Below are 16,166 nucleotides of genomic sequence, written 5' to 3'. Positions count from 1 at the left end.
GCACAGATACATGTGAACCAACGTCCCACCGACGAATTTCGAATGGCCGCCGAGGCTTCGATATGAGATGTAACGTCGCGACGCGCGCCGCGATCAACGCGGGAGAGGGTTGCCCTCGACAATCGGCACAGGTGATGCGGGGTGGAGATGACGGCTGACTGGCAGTTCGATGTGCCGACGGCAGGACACAAGTACCTCCCGCCGGATGCCCGGTACATGGAGGCGCTGACCAGCCAGGGCTACGGATTCGAGGCAGCGGTCGCCGACCTGGTCGACAACTCGATCGACGCCGGCGCCCACGATGTCGTCATCCATTTCCTGCGCGACGGCGACGACCTGCTGAGCCTGCTCATCATCGACGACGGCTGCGGCATGGCCGAGGACGATCTCGATGTCGCGATGACCGTCGGCGGCCGCCGCGACTACGCCCCCGAATCCCTCGGCATGTTCGGGACCGGCCTCAAATCGGCCTCCCTGAGCCAGGCCTCCGCGCTGACGGTGGTCAGCCGGACCCGCAAGTCGCGCCCCGCGGGCCGGCGCTGGGCGATGGAGAGCGCCCGCGCGGACTTCCGCTGCGACATCGTCGAACCCCGCTACGCCCAGTCGCTGATCGACCGCTACCACGGCTGCCCGATCACCTGGCAGGGCACCGTGATCCGCTGGGACGGCATCAAGGACTTCCCGCGCAATGTCGGCGCCGCCCAGACCGGACGCTACCTCGACCGCACGATCGCCCGGCTCGGCCTGCACCTGGGCGTGCAACTGCATCGCTTCCTGACCCGCGACGACTTCAACATCACCATCGCCGTCGAGGACATCCGCACCGGCGACATCTACGCCAATTTCGGTGTCGTGGCCTTGAATCCGTTCGGCTACCCCGTCACGGGCCATCCCGGCTATCCCCGCACGTTCGGCGCGGATCTGGCCGGACTGGGCCGTGTCGAGCTGACCGCCCACATCTGGCCCGCCAAATCCTCACTGAGCGAATACAAATCGTTCGGCAGCGTCCTGGACCGTCAGGGTTTCTACTTCTACCGCAACGGTCGCGTCGTCCAGGCCGGTGGCTGGAACAATGTCCGCCAGCCCGAGCAGCACCTCGCCTTGGCGCGTGTCGAGGTGGACCTGCCCGCCGAGATGGGCGACATCTTCCGGCTCACGGTGAAGAAGGAGGGCATCGAGGTCTCCCCGGAATTCGCCGAGGCGGTGGAGAAAGCCGTCGACGCGGACGGCCACACCTTCGCCGAATTCCTCGCCGATGCCCAGCAGATCTATCGCGACGCCCGCCGCCGCGCCGGTGCCACCCGCAAGCCGGTGATTCCCGCCGGTCGCGGTTTCGCCGATGCCCTGCGCGAGACCATCGACGACGAACTGCCCACCCTGCCCGGCGAGGAACCCATCGCCGTCGAATGGCGCAAACTCGCCGACGACCTGTTCTTCGACATCGACCGCGACAACCGGACCATCGCCTTGAACCGGCGCTACCGCACCGCACTCAACGGCGGTCGCCGCGGCACGGTCGACGACGCCCCGATGCTGAAAGCGCTGATGTATTTCCTGCTGCACGAAGTGTTCGGCAAGGAGTTCAACGGACCGCGGACGAAGGACAATCTGCAGCTGTGGCAGTCGGTGCTGCTGTCGGCCGCCCGCGCCGAGCTCGATCAGGCCGACGCGTGAATCCGGGTGAGCTGCGGCTCCGGCTGCATCGGGAGGTGCTCGGTGAGCTGGCGGGCACCCGGCCACGAAACCTGGTGTCCTCCATGCGGTATCAGGTCGAAGACATGCCGGAGGCCGCCCCGTTCGCCACCGAGGAGGACTTCCGCGACGCGCTGCTGTTCGTCTCCGACAATCTGGCACTGGTGGAGATGTGGCGCACCCAGCTCTACCAGTGGGACTTCGATCCGGCACCGACCTGGTCCGACGCCGAGCCACGCACCCCCGAGCGACGCGCGCACATCTGCCTGCGGCTGGGTGTCGACCTGGCGACCGCGAAACTGCTGGAAGCCAACGCGCCCATTCCCGCCCTGCCGAAACCGGTGGTCATCGGCACCCGTTTCGAACCGTGGTATCACACCCGGGCCACCCGGTTCTCCCGCCACGGACGCGAGGGCTACTGGAACAACTACCGTCTGCTGCTCGCCGGAAAGCAGTGGTCTCCGGAGGCTGTCGCCGACCTCGACGCCGCCACCGACGCCGTGGTCGAGCGCCTGGCGGACCCGACCGCGCCCACGGCGTACCAGTCCAAGGGCCTGGTGGTCGGCTACGTCCAGTCGGGCAAGACCGCGAACTTCACCGGCGTCGTCGCCAAAGCGGTCGACGCCGGATATCGCCTGGTCATCGTCTTGTCCGGCACCTTGAACCTGCTCCGCGCGCAGACTCAGCGACGCCTCGACATGGAACTCGTCGGCCGCGAGAACATCCTGCGCGGTGCCGCCGAACACGAATCCGACTACCACGACGATCCGGCGTGGATCGGGCGCCGCTTCCAGTCCTTCGGCGACCTGCCGTCGGTGCAGGGCTGGTTCGACATCCACCGCCTGACCACCCGCGACAACGACTACCGCAGCCTGCAGCAGGGCATCTACGCCCTCGAATTCGAGAAACGCGAACCCGCCCTGCCGCTGTACGACCCGGTCAACCTGCACCGCGCCGCCGCCCGCCTCATGGTCGTCAAGAAGAACAAAACCGTCCTGACCAGGCTCGTCAAGGACCTCAACAAGATCAAGACGCCGCTGGCGGAGATCCCCGTCCTGATCATCGACGACGAGTCCGACGAAGCCTCGGTCAACACCACCCGCCCCAAACCCGACACCGAGCGCACCGCGATCAACCAGTCCATCGCCGACCTGCTCACCATGCTCCCGCGCGCCCAATACCTCGGCTACACCGCCACCCCGTACGCCAACGTCTTCATCGACCCCTCCGACACCACCGACATCTTCCCCAAGGATTTCCTGCTCTCCCTGGAACGCCCCGCCGGCTACATGGGCGCCACCGACTTCCACGACATCGACTCCGCCGCCCCGGAATCCGAACGCACCTACGCGAATTCGAACGAGAAGGCGCACGTGCGCGACGTCGTCGTGGCCGACGAGGACGACACCGAAGCGCTCATCCGGGCCGTCGACATGTTCGTCCTGGCCGCGGCGATGAAGGTCTACCGCGAGGCGCACGGCCTCGGCGACGGCTACTTCACCCACCACACGATGCTCATCCACGAGTCGAGCTTCGTGGCCGACCACCGCGAACTGCTGGGACGCGTCACCGAGGTCTGGTGGAACGCCGACTATTCCGGTCCGACCGGCCACGCACGCCTGCGTGAACTCTTCGACACCGACGTGGCCCTGGTCAGCGCCGCGCGCGCGGACGGTTACGCCGTCCCGCCCGACTTCGACACGCTGCGGCCCTACATCAGCCCCGCCGTCATCCGCATCGGCGGCGATCAGTCCCCGATCATCGTCGTCAACGGCGACAAGGTGCTCGAGACCGGCGAGGCCGACTTCGACAAACGCCCGATCTGGAAGATCCTCATCGGCGGCCAGAAACTGTCCCGTGGCTTCACCGTCGAGGGCCTGACCGTCTCCTATTTCCGCCGCCGCGCGGGCAACATGTCCGCGCTCATGCAGATGGGCCGCTGGTTCGGCTTCCGCCGCGGCTACCGCGATCTGGTGCGACTCTACATCGGCCGCGAGGAAGCGGGCCCCGGCCGCAAGACCTTCGACCTCTACCAGATGTTCGAGGCCATCTGCCAGGACGAGGACGCCTTCCGCCAGGAACTGCGCCAGTACGCCACGATGGTCGACGGTGAACCCCAGGTGACACCCGCCCAGGTCCCGCCCCTGGTCTCCCAGCACCTGCCCCTGCTGCCGCCGACCAGCAAGAACAAGATGTACAACGCGCGCCTGGTCGAGGTGCGTTCACCGGGCCGCTGGCGCGAACCCACCGCCTACCCGACGATCGCGGCCGACCTGCGCCACAATGTCACCGCCTGGCTGCCGATCCTCGACGAACTCTCCACCGCACCAGCCGATTTCGCCTACCACTTCCCCGACGGCACCGCGAGCCACGCGATGACCGCCCACCACGCCATCGTCGGCGCCGACCGGATCCTCGAGGTCCTGGAATCGGTGCGCTGGCGCGCCGAACGCCAGTTCGCCCCCGACCTCGAATACCTGCGCTCGATCACCGCCGACGGCGCCGTCCTCGACTGGGCCGTCCTGTGCCCACAGCCCAACCGCAACGCGGCCGCCCTCCCACTCGGCCACCACACCCTGCCCCGCTGGGACCGTGGCCGCCGCCGCGACCCCTTGTTCGGCGCCATCAGCTACAACTGGCACCGCACGATCGCCCGCCGCATCGCCGACGCCCTCCCCGACTCCGGCGACCCCCACACCGAATCCTTCCGCTCCGCCCGCCGCGGCGCCCTCCTCCTACACCCGGTCGTCGAACCAGTCCACTTGGCCGACATCGCCCCCGACGGCAGCATCGACCCCGGCAAACTCGTCGTCACTTTCGGCTTCGTCGCGCCTTCGACCGCGGTCGGGCGGGATTCGCGCGTGGTGCGGTTCGAGACCACGGATTCGTCCACCGAAAGTGCGATCGTCGAGGCGGACCAGGAAGCCTGAGCGCGGTCGTGTTTCCCGCCGGTTGTGTGTTCCGTTTCCGTACTTGCTGAGAGGGCGATGCCCTGTCGTTCCACGTACTCCGTTCTCACGCAAGGAGACATCGCTGCCGGCGATCGGTCAATAGCGTTGTAGCATGCGCCTTCCTTCGACAGAGCAATCGCCGACTGGTAACGCCCGGCAACGGGGATCGATACGGATTCGCAAGTTGTGGTCGTCCGGAAGGAAGCTGCGCAGGTGGCCAGGAGAAGTAGTAGTGGTGGCGGTGGGGCGATGGCAATTCTTGTCATCCTCGGTGTTGTGGGTGCGTGCTCCCAGATCGTCGACGGGATCGTGGACGATCCGAAACCCCCGTCGAGCCCAGCGGCCGAAGCCGTGTTCGTCGGATCGATCGTGGCTGTGACCGGGTCGGAGCTGACAGTTCAGGTTGGCGCGGACAAAGTGCGAACAAGATGGGCCAGGTTGAATCACGGAGGCATGTGCGGAGTCGAGATCGCACCAGCGCTGGACGCTCGGCTGCATGAGCTTCTGCCGCTTGGTCTATCAGTCACCATTGTTCGGGAACCGGTGCGCTCAGCACCGCCTGGCAAGTCAGACTATGTATACGTGCACCTCGCTGCCCCCGGAGCCGTTGCCAGTGTTCAGCCGTACGGAGTAAGCATCAACGAACAGGTTGTCGCCGAGGGGAATTCGGTAACGAGTCCAGAAATCAATCGAGATGATCTGGCACCACCTTCCGCCCTGCAGGTCGAGGCGGTCCGGGCGGAGGTTCCGGCCGCGTATCTGGCCGCGTTCGATGGGATCATCAATGCAGGCAACCAGGCATGGAGCAATCGCGTCGGTGCAATCGGACTCTGCCGGGACCGCCTCGACCGTGAGCACGCCCGGTTGGTCGAGCTGTGGGGTCCCGACGGTCGGATCGGTACTGACGATGATCCCGACCGGGATTGGACTCCGTCTGTGAACAGCGGCGGTGGAGGTGGGGGAGGTGGCGGGGAGAGTCGGTTCTGTCGGAAGCGTTGGTGGTGTTAGCGGTGTGGCAGCCATCAACTCGGTAGGCTTGCTGCCTACGGCGTTGAGCCTGTTGAACCCAGGAACGGTAGTCGGATCTTCCGGCCACTGATCATGTTCCAGTACAGCGCTTTCCGCTATTGAGCGTGCCGTCGCTCGAAGCGTGGACGGTCACCGCTGGTGCAATCGTCGACGGTGGCGACTGAGATCAGTTCAGCGGAAATGTCGATTCGAGTGGTATCGAACTGACCTTCTGAACGTCGATCCTCACTCCGGAGGTCGACAGAGATCGGGGAGCCGACCCGGTTGCCAAGAACTGGTCGAATCGTTTGGCCAAGCGCTCCGGTGCAGGGTGCAGGGATTTCCGGTCGGGAAGTGTCAACCGAACACCCGCCATGCCCTTGAGGCCGAACTTGAGGATTGGTCCCTCATTGTGGGCAGCGGCCAAGGCGGGACCGATGTGCACTCGGCAGTCAGGCGAGATTCCCATCAGGTTGCGGTCGTAGGCAGTGTGGTGAATCCTGCACAGACTCAGACCGTTCGGGATATCCGCGATTCCGTGTTCTTCCTTGTCGCCGATGATGTGGGCCGCTTCCAACAACTGCGGGCGCCCGAGCCTGCATACCGCGCACCGGTTCTTGTAGGCCAGCAGCACCCGACTACGGAACTGAGGCTGGTGCAGCCGCTGCTCGGTCATTCGCTGGACATAGCGCCGCTCGGTCGCAGTCAGGTGCTGCGGATCGCTGACGTCGCGCACGGATTCGTCGAGCGCCAGCAGAATTCTCCGGTTGGCGGGGTCGTCGGCTACTACGTACACCGGAAAGATCGGGAGATAGCGGATGTCACCACCGACTTTGATCCACCGCAGCAGGATGAGCGGCAGTTGAGTGTCCGCGGATTTGCGCAGTTTGACGTTGTCACCGGCATCGATTGGTCCGTCACGGTAGGCGTACGAGAACAGTGAGTCGCCGACGATGGCATCGTCGTACGGGCTGTCCGGCTTCGACATGATCGACAGGGTCGAACTGAAGATCTGTGGGTTGCGTATGCCACGGTTGCGATCGATCAGCTGGATTCCGACGTTGTTGACTCGGAAGTCCAGCAGGTCGGCACGTGTGACCGATCCGCCGCGTTCCTCCACGAGAGCCTTCAACGCGTCAAATATGTCCAAACGTAGTGCACGTTCTTCCCCTAGATCCACATGCGAAGTGTGCCACGAGGATCCGACATCTTCGGTGCTGCGCAGGGCACAGCTCCGCTCTGATGGCACGCACGGTCCCCCGAGCCCCCTGTTTGTCGGCTCAGAACGTGAGTGATGACCAGGGGATCTCGATGGGGAAGGGGTAGGGGAAGAAGATGTCCGGGGTGTCGGCCGAGGTCCATTCGCCGGGCAGGACATAGTTTGCGGGGCGGAGCGGGCGGACGCCTTGCGGACGTTCAGCGTGGCCGATATCGAGTCCGTAGACCCGGACTGTTCCGATGGCGCCGGTAGTTCGGTGCAGGGCGATTTCCCAGTACCAGGGGATACCGCCGGCGGCGTATCTTGCGCTCTTGGCCTCCATATCGGTCTGTGTGTTCGATGGGGCAGGACCTCTCCGACCAGGGCAGCATCGGAGGCACGGACGTCGGCGAACGGTGGTAGACACCGGTGCACCAGGAAGTCGGGGGTTACGAAGTCCGACTTTCCGGTGTTGCCGAAGAACACGTTGGTCTCGGGGGTTCACTCGCCGGCATCGTTCGCTGCTCGACATGTCGCCTCGTGCGCACCGTTCGATCTGCTCGGTCAGACGTCGCATCGCCATCTGGTGCTCGCCGGGACCTCGGCGCACCCAAACGACTCGCCCCTCCACAGCTCGATCTGCTCGGCGACCTTCCATGCGAGGCTGGTTCGGGTGATAGTGGATCCGCTATCATTGCTGCATGGATGCGGGTGGCGGTACCACGCAGTCGACGGCCGGGCATTTGGTATGCGAGGCGCGGCGGCGGCGGCGCCTGTCACAGCGTGAGCTGGCTAAGCGGGCGGGGGTGGCACAATCCACCGTGGCCACCGTGGAGGGGGGAAGGCGGCAGCCTTCTTTCGCGATGGTTGAGCAGTTGCTTGCGGCGGCCGGGTTCCGGTTGGGGACTCAGCTGGTCAATGCTGTCAGGCCCAGCGTGCTGCTCGAGGAGTATCGGGACGAGTTCGAAGCCGCATTGGCTCGGTATCCGGTTACGAAGGTGTGGCTTTTCGGATCGGTCGCTCGCGGAGCGGACCGGCCTGACTCGGACTTGGACCTGCTGGTCGAGTTGAAACCGGAAGCGTCCATTCTCGATATTCTCGATCTCGACTCCGAACTGAGTGAGCTTCTCGGATGTCCTGTCGATGTCGTCACGACATCAGACCTGGAATCGAACGATCTGCTGCGGCGTGGCGTCGACCGCGGCCAGAAGCGACTGGCTTTTGCCGCATGACCGACGAGCGGGCTGATCAGCGGATTCTATTCGTCGAAGCCACGTTGAACGAGATCGAGGAGTTCGCGGGTCGGGGGCGTGCTGCCTTCGACGCCGACATCGCGGTGGCGCGGGCATGTCAGTACAGCGTGATCCGGCTTGCCGCAGATCTGGACCGACTCGGCGAGGAATGGTTGGCCGATCACCCGGATGTTCCGTGGCGGCTTATCCGAGGCATGCGCAATCGGATCGCGCACAGCTATTGGCTCGTCGATGACGACATCGTCTGGGCCGTTGTCGATGTGCACGCTCGTGAACTGCACCGCCATCTGGCGGCCGAGTTCGACGCGGCTCGTACCAGACTGGCCGAATATTCAGGTGCTGCTGCCAGGGGTGCGGATGGTCCAGAGGCGGGAGAAGCTGAAGCAGACGATCAGTAGGCCGCTGGGGTGAGGTCTGGCGTCATCGTCGCTCCGGAGGTGCGTCGGCGCTCAACCCGCGTTCGTTTTTGACGCGGAGATTGGGATCGCTGGGGTGGTGGAACGGTGCGAGCAGACTGCCGGGGATCAGGCAGTTGCGTGGGTGAGGGTGGGGTTGGCAGTATTCGTACCCATATGACGTGGGAATTCGATGCAGTGGAAGCAAGTCTTGACGGGTTGTCGGTGGGGGATGCGTTGGGGGCGCAGTTCTTTGTGCCGGGGAGTTCGGTAGCGGGGTTGGTGGCGGGGCGGGTGCCGGTGGGGCCGTGGCCTTGGACCGATGACACCGAGATGGCGTGTTCGGTGTTCGGGGAGATTCGGGGGCGCGGGCGGATCGACCGGGAGGTACTGGCGGGCGTGTTCGCCGAGCGGTGTGAGCCCTATCGGGGGTATGGGGCGGGGACTGTCGTGGTGTTGCACGAGATTCGGGATGGGCGGCCTTGGCGGGAGGCGGCGGGGGCCGGGTTCGGTGGGCGTGGGTCCTGGGGGAACGGGGCGGCTATGCGGGTGGCGCCGTTGGGGGCGCATTTCGCGGGGGATCTGGATCGGGCGGCGGGGGAGGCGGCGTTGTCGGCGGAGGTGACGCATCGGCATCCGGAGGCGATCGTGGGGGCGATGGCGGTGGCTGTGGCGGCGGGGTTCGCGGCGTCGGTGCGGGGGAAGGGTTGTGCACCTGGGGAATTGCTGGATGCGGTCGAGCCGTATCTGGTGGACGGGCGGACGGCGGCGGGGATTCGGCGGGCGCGGAAGCTGCTCGGGCGGTCGGTGGCGGAGGCTGCCTATGAGCTCGGGAACGGGGCTCAGGTGAGCGCTCAGGACACGGTGCCGTTCGCCCTGTGGGCGTCGGCGACGTTTCTCGAGGACTATCCGGCCGCGATCACCGCGTGTGTCGAGGCCGGTGGGGACGTGGATACGACCGGCGCGATCGTCGGGGGAATCGTCGCGGCGTACACCGGGTGGGGTGATCGGGGAGCGGTGCGCGGGATTCCGGAGGAATGGCTGGCTGCTCGGGAACCGTTGCCGGCCTGGGCGGCCGTTCGGTAGGCGGCGCCGGTCGGGAATATCGGCTGGATCCGCGGGAGTTCGGGGGGGATGCGGTGGTGGGATGTGGGCTGCCACGAGGTGGCGGAGGCGGATCCGCATTTCGGGCGGTTCCTGGCGAAGCTGGATCAGGCGTTGGGGGTCAGGGGGTTTGGCGGACCTTGATGGCGTCGCGGGAGATGTAGACGTCGTATTCGCCGGGGGTGGCGATGGTGGCGTTGCCGTAGGTGGAGCGGATGAAGGGGGAGGTGAACCAGCGGTTGTCGTTCATGTCTTCGAAGAAGTCGCGGTCGCCGCCGTGCAGGAAGGTGTGGTCCTGGGCGGGGGACTTGCCGTCGAGGCGCTGGCCGTAGAGGCGGCTGAGTTTGTAGCCGGAGTGGAAGCCCAGGGCGTTGACCCAGGGTTCGAGTTCGACGATGTTGGCTTGCAGGGCCCACAGGTCGCCTTCGATGCGGTAGGTGGTGGGGGTGCCGGGGGTGCCGTCCTCGTCGAATTCGGTGAGTTCGAGGTCGAGCTGATGGGGTTGGCCGGCAACGGGTTTCGCGATGACGTGGGCGGCTTTGATCTCGCCGGTCAGCCCGAGATAGGTCTGCAGCAGGGTGGCGATCCAGAGCAGGAGGACGGCGGCCAGGAGCAGGACCGTGCCGGGGAAGGCGTGGCCCAGAACGGGTTTGAGGCCGCGGCGGCGGGTGGCGAGCAGGGCCGCGCGGGCGAGCAGGACGACGGCCAGGGCGAGCAGGACGAGCAGACACACCTGGGCGAACCCGAAGGTCACCGGGAAACTCATGTTCCCGGTATACCGCGAAAGTCCGTGCGGTAAGCAGGATCCGGCAGACCGTGATGCGGTCGCCGTGACCGGTCAGTCGGCGGCCGGGTCCTGGGGTGGGCGCAGGCGGAGGATGAGGGCGATGGACAGGGCGCAGGCGATCGCGATCACGATGCCTGCCGTCGCGGGTGTGGCGCCGCGGTCGACGACGGTGGTGCGATACCAGGACGGTGAGTAGGCGAGGTGGCCGAACTCGGTGTCGCTCAGGGCGACGCCGGCGGAGGGGACGAACAGGATGCCGAGGCCGACCACCACCGACGAGGGGCTCTCCGGCACGGCCGTGCCGACGCAGAAACCGCCGATCCCGCCGAGCGCCAGGCAGCCGAGGGCGGCGACGAGCACCGCCGGTGGATCGAAGACGTCGACGGCGAGCGTGCACACGCCCAGCACGATCACGCAGACCGCCGCGAGCAGGACTCGCGGGGTGCGCATGCCGAGCAGCAGGCCGATGCCGACCGCGCCGAGGGTGGCCAGGTCGACCCAGCCGGAGCGGGGCAGTGTGATCACCAGGCTGCCCACCACGGCGAAGCCGGCGAGCAGTGGGACGAGCAGTCCGTCGCGGGCGGGCAGCACGAAGGCGGCGGCGGTCGCGGCGGCGACGACGGCGACGCCGACGAGGATCAGGTGACGGAGGCTGTCGGCGTGGGAGGCGAGGGCGAGGGAGGAATACAGGATGGTCGGATAGGCGATGAGGGCGGCGAAGACGGGAGCCAGCGGAATGGCGGAATCGGGGGAGAACCGGGGCGGCGGGGCCTCGGTGATCGCGAAGTAGGCCAGGGCCAGGACGCTGGCGGCGATGAACCACAGCGGCAGCGCGCCGGCGAGCAGGCCGTCGAAGCTGTCGGTGCCCTCGTCGACCGGTGTCTGGGTGAGGTCGCCGATGATGGTCGCGCCGACCGCGGCGAACAGGTAGATCGCGCGCATCAGCGGGGTACCCCACACCGCGACCGCCATCGCGCCGAAGGCCATCCCGGCCAGCAGGGCGTCGATGAAGTTCAGGGTGGGTAGCGACAGGCCCTCCAGGTGGCCGTCGTCGTTGATCGGCAGCAACGCCAGGTGGTTGAGCAGGATGCCACACAGCGCGGCCAGCGCGGTCCAGCGCGCGGTGCGCACGCTGCCGACGGCGAAGGTGACCGCGGCGGTGATCACCGCGACGAACGCGCCGCCGGTCATCGCGCGGGGGATGTTGAACACCAGCAGGTCGAGATGCCGCGAGGCGATGAGCGAGGCGAAGCTGATCGGCAGCATGATCGCGAGGACGGCGACCGAGGTGGCGACCAGGACGGTGGCCGCCTCGGCGGCGGTCCGGAGGCGTTGCGCGGCGACGGGCTGCACCCACTCTCCGTTCTCGCGGACGGGCAGGTCCGGGCGGACCTGGCTCAGCTTAGCCAGGGCTGTCGCGGAAAATCGGCAGCGACGTGCGACGATGGACGAATCTCCTATGGCAGGCACGGGATTCGGAAGGTCGGTTGATGCCCAGCGGGGTCGTGAGCTGGTTCGACGGTGGCAAAGGGTTCGGGTTCATCAGGCCCGATGCCGGCGGACCGGAGGTGTTCGTGGAGTACACCGAGGTGGTGGGGGAGGGTTTCCGCACGTTGTGCGACGGGCAGCGGGTGGAATACCGCGTGCAGGAGACCCGCCGCGGTCCCGAAGCGCACCAGGTGCGGATCGTGTGAGGTTCAGTTCTGGCCGCTGGGCCAGAAGCGGGAGGCCCGTTGGCCGTGCACCGGTCGCGCCAGGTTGGGGTCCTCGGCCTCGGTGATGCCGACCTGCATCAGCAGGATCATGGTGACCATGCTGATGCCGATGATCAGCGGGGTGAGCAGCTGGCCCGCCGACGCGCCACCGGCGTGGGCGACATGGGCGCTGGTGTGCGCGCTCATGGAGAACATGCCGGTGTAGTGCATGCCGGTGACGGCCACGCCCATCAGCAGGGCGGCACCGACGGTGGCCATGACGCCGTGGATGTGCAGGGCGAACCACAGCGCCGCGATCGAGGCCACCACCGCGATGGCGAAGGACAGGGCGACCACGAACGGGTCGTAGACGATCTCGGCGTCGGTGCGCATCGCGTACATGCCCGCGTAGTGCATGGCGGCCACGCCTAGACCGGTGATCGTGCCACCGACCGGAAGGGCGGCGCTGTCCCAGCCGCGGCGCACCACGATGGACAGCCCGAGCCACACCACCGCGATGGCGACGGCGGCGCTGAACAAGGTGATCGGCACGTTGTAGCGGATGGTCGCGCCGTCGACGGAAAAGCCGAGCATCGCGATGAAATGCATGACCCAGATTCCGGTGCCGCCGAGTGCCACGGCGGCCGCGGTGAGCCATCCGCCGTGGTTACCGGAGGCGCGCGAGCGAACCATACAACGCAACGCCAGCATCGATCCGAGGACGGACATGAGATAGGCGGGCAGCGGGGTCGCCCAGCCGTAAGTGAAATGGTCTATATCCAGCACGAGAGGCTCCTCGAGAGTTTTCCGAGCGAGGTGTGGTCTCGCCCACGAACTCGGAAAATACGCTGGTAGAAAATTTGCCGTACTCGGTTTCTCGAAAATGTCTAGGGTCGCTGACGGCGACATCACCCGGCGCCATGGAGAACTCGATGGTGAAGCGTGCCAGTCGGTTTGCCCGAAGGGCCGGCGCCATTGCGGCATCCGTTCCGCAACTGTCCCGGCATACGCCCGGCATCCACCGGATTGCGGTCGGACCCACCTGTGTGGTGGCACCGGTGGACACGGTCACCGGGTTGGCTTCCTCACAGTCGGCGACCTGTGGTGTGGCTGAATTCGCCGAACCGTGGCATTGTTGGTTGGCGAGACCGGGACCGGACTATTAGGACCTGGCTCGTCTACAGAAGGTTTAGAAATGGCTCAGGGCATTGTGAAGTGGTTCAACAGCGAGAAGGGCTTCGGCTTCATCGCGCAGGACGGCGGCGGACCCGACGTCTTCGTGCACTACTCGGCTGTTAGCGGCTCGGGCTTCCGCTCCCTCGACGAGGGTCAGCGTGTGGAGTTCGAGATCGGTCAGGGCCAGAAGGGCCCGCAGGCACAGGACGTTCGCGTCATCTAGTTCCTGCGCTGACCAGCGTATGAGTTGAAGCTCCGCACCGGACCGGTGCGGAGTTTCTGCGTTTCCGGGCCCGCTCAGCCCGCCGCGAGAGCCTCCGACCGGAAGAACTCGTCGGTGATCGCCCTGGCCGCGGTGAGATCGCGGGGACCGCGGGTGGCGAAAGTCTCGGCCGCGGTGCGGAACTCGGTGGTGATGAACTCGGCGATCGGCGCCGGAGCCGCACCCGTGCCCATCTCCCTGGTGCGTGATTTCAGTGCCGTCAGCTCGGTGACCGCGTCGGTGAAGCCGGTGGGCAGGTCGCACTCGGCGAGCAGGGTCGGCAGGTGCATGGGCGCCACGGCCGCGCCGGGGTGCTCGCGCAGCCAGCGCAGCGCCATCGCCGGGCGCAGCGAGTAGAACACCTTCTTCAGGCCGCCGTGGCGCTCGAACAGCGTCCACTGGCGCGCGCCCAGGTGCAGATAGTGCCTGGCCACCCGGTCGCGGTCGGCCACCTCGGTGGCGACCTCGCGCAGCCGGGCGCGGAAATCCCCGTCCCCGCGATAGACGATGGGTGACATCAGCCACTCGACGATCACCGCGTTGCCCTGCACGAGCAGGCGCAGCGCCTTGGCCAGATCCCAGCCGTTCACATCGAGCAGGCCGACCAGCGGCGTCTCGATCACATCGCGCGTGCGCCACGGCGACAGGTAGGTGTCCAGGCTCGCCACATAGACGAAGCGGCAGTCGTAATCGGAGTCGGGCGACGGGAAACCCCAAGCGCGGCTGCCGCTTTCGATGGCCAGCCGGATGGTGACGCGGTGGTCGGCGGCCACCCGGTCGAGCTCGGAGTCGACGGCGGCCACCACCGCCGGATCCATCGAATCGGGAACGTGACGCAGGAGCATGGCGTGATCGTAGAGCGGGCCCCGCACCCCGTTCACCAGGTTTTCGGCAGGGGGGTAAGGGCAGCCGAACTTCGCCGGACTATTCTGGTCGGCGGTAACTGCCGACCCCTTTCTTCTTCAGGAGTACCCCACAGTGAGCCAAGCAGGCCGTCCTGTAGTTCTGATCGCCGACAAGCTCGCCCAGTCGACCGTCGACGCGCTCGGTGACGGTGTCGAGGTTCGCTGGGTCGACGGCCCCGACCGCCCGGCCCTGCTCGCCGCGGTGCCCGAGGCCGACGCGCTGCTCGTGCGTTCCGCCACCACCGTCGACGCCGAGGTGCTCGAGGCGGGCAAGAAGCTCCAGATCGTCGCCCGTGCCGGCGTCGGCCTCGACAATGTCGACGTGCCCGCCGCCACCGAGCGTGGCGTGATGGTCGTCAACGCGCCGACCTCCAACATCCACACCGCCGCCGAGCACGCCGTCACCCTGCTGCTCGCCGCCGCGCGCCAGATCCCGGCCGCCGACGCGACCCTGCGTGAGAAGACCTGGAAGCGCAGCAAGTTCAACGGTGTCGAGATCCTCGGCAAGACCGTGGGCGTCATCGGCCTGGGCCGTATCGGCCAGCTGTTCGCGCAGCGTCTGGCGGCCTTCGAGACCAAGATCGTCGCCTACGACCCCTACACCTCGCCCGCGCGCGCCGCCCAGCTGGGCATCGAGCTGCTGAGCCTGGAAGAGGTGCTCGAGCGCGCCGACTTCATCTCGATCCACCTGCCCAAGACCCCCGAGACCAAGGGCATGCTCAACGCCGAGACCCTGGCCAAGACCAAGCCGGGCGTCATCATCGTCAACGCCGCGCGCGGTGGCCTGATCGACGAGCACGCGCTGGCCGACTCGATCAAGTCGGGCCACGTGCGTGCCGCCGGTCTGGACGTGTTCGAGACCGAGCCGTGCACCGACAGCCCGCTGTTCGACCTGCCCGAGGTCGTCGTGACCCCGCACCTGGGCGCCTCCACCGCCGAGGCCCAGGACCGCGCGGGCACCGATGTCGCCAAGTCGGTGCTGCTGGCGCTGGCCGGTGAGTTCGTGCCGGGCGCGGTGAACGTCACCGGTGGCGCGGTCAACGACGTGGTCGCGCCGTGGCTGGACGTCGTGCGCAAGCAGGGCGCGCTGCTGGGTGCCATCGCCAACGAGCTGCCGGTCAGCATCGAGGTGCAGGTGCGCGGCGAGCTGGCCGCCCAGGACGTCGCCGTGCTGGAGCTGTCCGCGCTGCGCGGGGTGTTCTCGGCGCTGGTCGAGGACCAGGTCACCTTCGTCAACGCGCCGTCGCTGGCCAAGGAGCGGGGCATCACCGCCACCGTCACCACCGCCACCGAGAGCCCGAACCACCGCAGCGTCGTCGACCTGCGCGCCGTGTTCGGCGACGGCTCGACCCTGAACGTGGCGGGCACCCTGACCGAGCCCGCCCTGGTCGACAAGATCGTCAACATCAACGGCCGCAACTACGACATGCGCGCCGAGGGCCTGAACCTGGCCGTGCTGAACTACAGCGACAAGCCGGGCGCCCTGGGCAAGATCGGCACCAAGCTGGGCGAGGCCGACGTCGACATCCTGGCCGCGCAGCTGAGCCAGGACATCGACGCCGAAGGCGCCACCGTGGTGCTGCGCGTCAACCGCGAGGTGCCCGCCGAGGTGCAGACCGCGATCGGCGAGGCCGTCGGTGCCTCGAAGGTGGTCCTGGTCGACCTGGCCTGAGTTTCTGGAGCGCTGGAAGCACTGAGGGTACCGACCCGCGAAGGGTCGTGCGAGGCGGGGCGAGACCTG

The 16,166-nt window shown here is 67.0% G+C and carries 15 protein-coding genes; 8 read left to right on the top strand and 7 right to left on the bottom strand.

What is annotated here, in order from left to right:
• The first annotated feature begins 147 nt into the window (after positions 1–147).
• Complete coding sequence (locus tag ACFC06_RS09560) at positions 148–1,674, top strand: ATP-binding protein (protein WP_375935354.1); 1,527 nt, start codon at positions 148–150, stop codon at positions 1,672–1,674.
• The gene (locus ACFC06_RS09555) at positions 1,671–4,622 is read left to right on the top strand and encodes a Z1 domain-containing protein (protein WP_375929322.1); all 2,952 of its coding nucleotides are present in this window, start codon (positions 1,671–1,673) and stop codon (positions 4,620–4,622) included. Before ACFC06_RS09560 ends, ACFC06_RS09555 begins: the two co-directional genes overlap by 4 nt.
• Positions 4,623–5,210: 588 nt before the next feature.
• Here the strand turns inward: ACFC06_RS09555 and ACFC06_RS09550 are convergent.
• From ACFC06_RS09550 to ACFC06_RS09540, 3 genes are all read right to left on the bottom strand, one after another.
• Positions 5,211–5,501: a hypothetical protein gene (locus tag ACFC06_RS09550; RefSeq protein ID WP_375929321.1), complete on the bottom strand. Its 291-nt coding sequence runs from the start codon at positions 5,499–5,501 to the stop codon at positions 5,211–5,213.
• A gap of 337 nt (positions 5,502–5,838) precedes the next feature.
• A complete protein-coding gene (locus ACFC06_RS09545; RefSeq protein WP_375929320.1) occupies positions 5,839–6,783 on the bottom strand; it encodes an HNH endonuclease in 945 nt (314 codons plus the stop codon).
• A gap of 148 nt (positions 6,784–6,931) precedes the next feature.
• Positions 6,932–7,192 carry a hypothetical protein gene (locus tag ACFC06_RS09540; protein ID WP_375929319.1) on the bottom strand — a complete coding sequence of 87 codons (261 nt, stop codon included), beginning with the start codon at positions 7,190–7,192 and terminating at the stop codon, positions 6,932–6,934.
• Positions 7,193–7,550: 358 nt separating this feature from the next.
• On the opposite strand from ACFC06_RS09540, the gene ACFC06_RS09535 reads away from it, so the two are divergent.
• The 3 genes from ACFC06_RS09535 (at position 7,551) to ACFC06_RS09525 (ending at position 9,583) form a co-directional block, all read left to right on the top strand.
• Positions 7,551–8,081, top strand: a complete 531-nt coding sequence (locus ACFC06_RS09535) for a nucleotidyltransferase domain-containing protein (protein WP_375929318.1) — start codon at positions 7,551–7,553, stop codon at positions 8,079–8,081.
• A complete protein-coding gene (locus ACFC06_RS09530; RefSeq protein ID WP_375929317.1) occupies positions 8,078–8,500 on the top strand; it encodes a DUF86 domain-containing protein in 423 nt (140 codons plus the stop codon). The genes ACFC06_RS09535 and ACFC06_RS09530 overlap by 4 nt, the downstream gene beginning before the upstream one ends.
• Positions 8,501–8,674: 174 nt before the next feature.
• Positions 8,675–9,583, top strand: a complete 909-nt coding sequence (locus ACFC06_RS09525; protein ID WP_375929316.1) for an ADP-ribosylglycohydrolase family protein — start codon at positions 8,675–8,677, stop codon at positions 9,581–9,583.
• Positions 9,584–9,722: 139 nt separating this feature from the next.
• Here ACFC06_RS09525 and ACFC06_RS09520 read toward each other — a convergent pair whose 3' ends face one another.
• Both ACFC06_RS09520 and ACFC06_RS09515 read right to left on the bottom strand, forming a co-directional pair.
• Positions 9,723–10,367, bottom strand: a complete 645-nt coding sequence (locus tag ACFC06_RS09520; protein ID WP_375929315.1) for a hypothetical protein — start codon at positions 10,365–10,367, stop codon at positions 9,723–9,725.
• 72 nt (positions 10,368–10,439) lie between these two features.
• Positions 10,440–11,741 (bottom strand): hypothetical protein, encoded by a 1,302-nt coding sequence (locus ACFC06_RS09515; protein ID WP_375929314.1) that lies wholly within the window; start codon positions 11,739–11,741, stop codon positions 10,440–10,442.
• A gap of 137 nt (positions 11,742–11,878) precedes the next feature.
• On the opposite strand from ACFC06_RS09515, the gene ACFC06_RS09510 reads away from it, so the two are divergent.
• Positions 11,879–12,082 (top strand): cold-shock protein, encoded by a 204-nt coding sequence (locus tag ACFC06_RS09510; RefSeq protein WP_375929313.1) that lies wholly within the window; start codon positions 11,879–11,881, stop codon positions 12,080–12,082.
• 3 nt (positions 12,083–12,085) lie between these two features.
• On the opposite strand, the gene ACFC06_RS09505 is transcribed toward ACFC06_RS09510, so the two are convergent.
• On the bottom strand, positions 12,086–12,868 hold the full coding sequence (locus tag ACFC06_RS09505) for an MHYT domain-containing protein (protein WP_375929312.1): 783 nt from the start codon (positions 12,866–12,868) through the stop codon (positions 12,086–12,088).
• 409 nt (positions 12,869–13,277) lie between these two features.
• Here ACFC06_RS09505 and ACFC06_RS09500 point away from each other — a divergent pair, with 409 nt between their 5' ends.
• The gene (locus ACFC06_RS09500; RefSeq protein ID WP_019048280.1) at positions 13,278–13,481 is read left to right on the top strand and encodes a cold-shock protein; all 204 of its coding nucleotides are present in this window, start codon (positions 13,278–13,280) and stop codon (positions 13,479–13,481) included.
• A 74-nt stretch (positions 13,482–13,555) separates the two neighbouring features.
• Here ACFC06_RS09500 and ACFC06_RS09495 read toward each other — a convergent pair whose 3' ends face one another.
• Complete coding sequence (locus ACFC06_RS09495) at positions 13,556–14,365, bottom strand: DNA polymerase beta superfamily protein (protein WP_375929311.1); 810 nt, start codon at positions 14,363–14,365, stop codon at positions 13,556–13,558.
• 133 nt (positions 14,366–14,498) lie between these two features.
• On the opposite strand from ACFC06_RS09495, the gene serA reads away from it, so the two are divergent.
• A complete protein-coding gene (gene serA, locus ACFC06_RS09490; RefSeq protein ID WP_375929310.1) occupies positions 14,499–16,097 on the top strand; it encodes a phosphoglycerate dehydrogenase in 1,599 nt (532 codons plus the stop codon).
• Positions 16,098–16,166: the final 69 nt, after the last annotated feature.

This window comes from Nocardia sp. NPDC056064, from assembly GCF_042266925.1.
Taxonomy (GTDB): domain Bacteria; phylum Actinomycetota; class Actinomycetes; order Mycobacteriales; family Mycobacteriaceae; genus Nocardia.
Note: the sequence above shows the minus strand (reverse complement) of the source record. Positions and strands in the feature narration are given on the sequence as shown.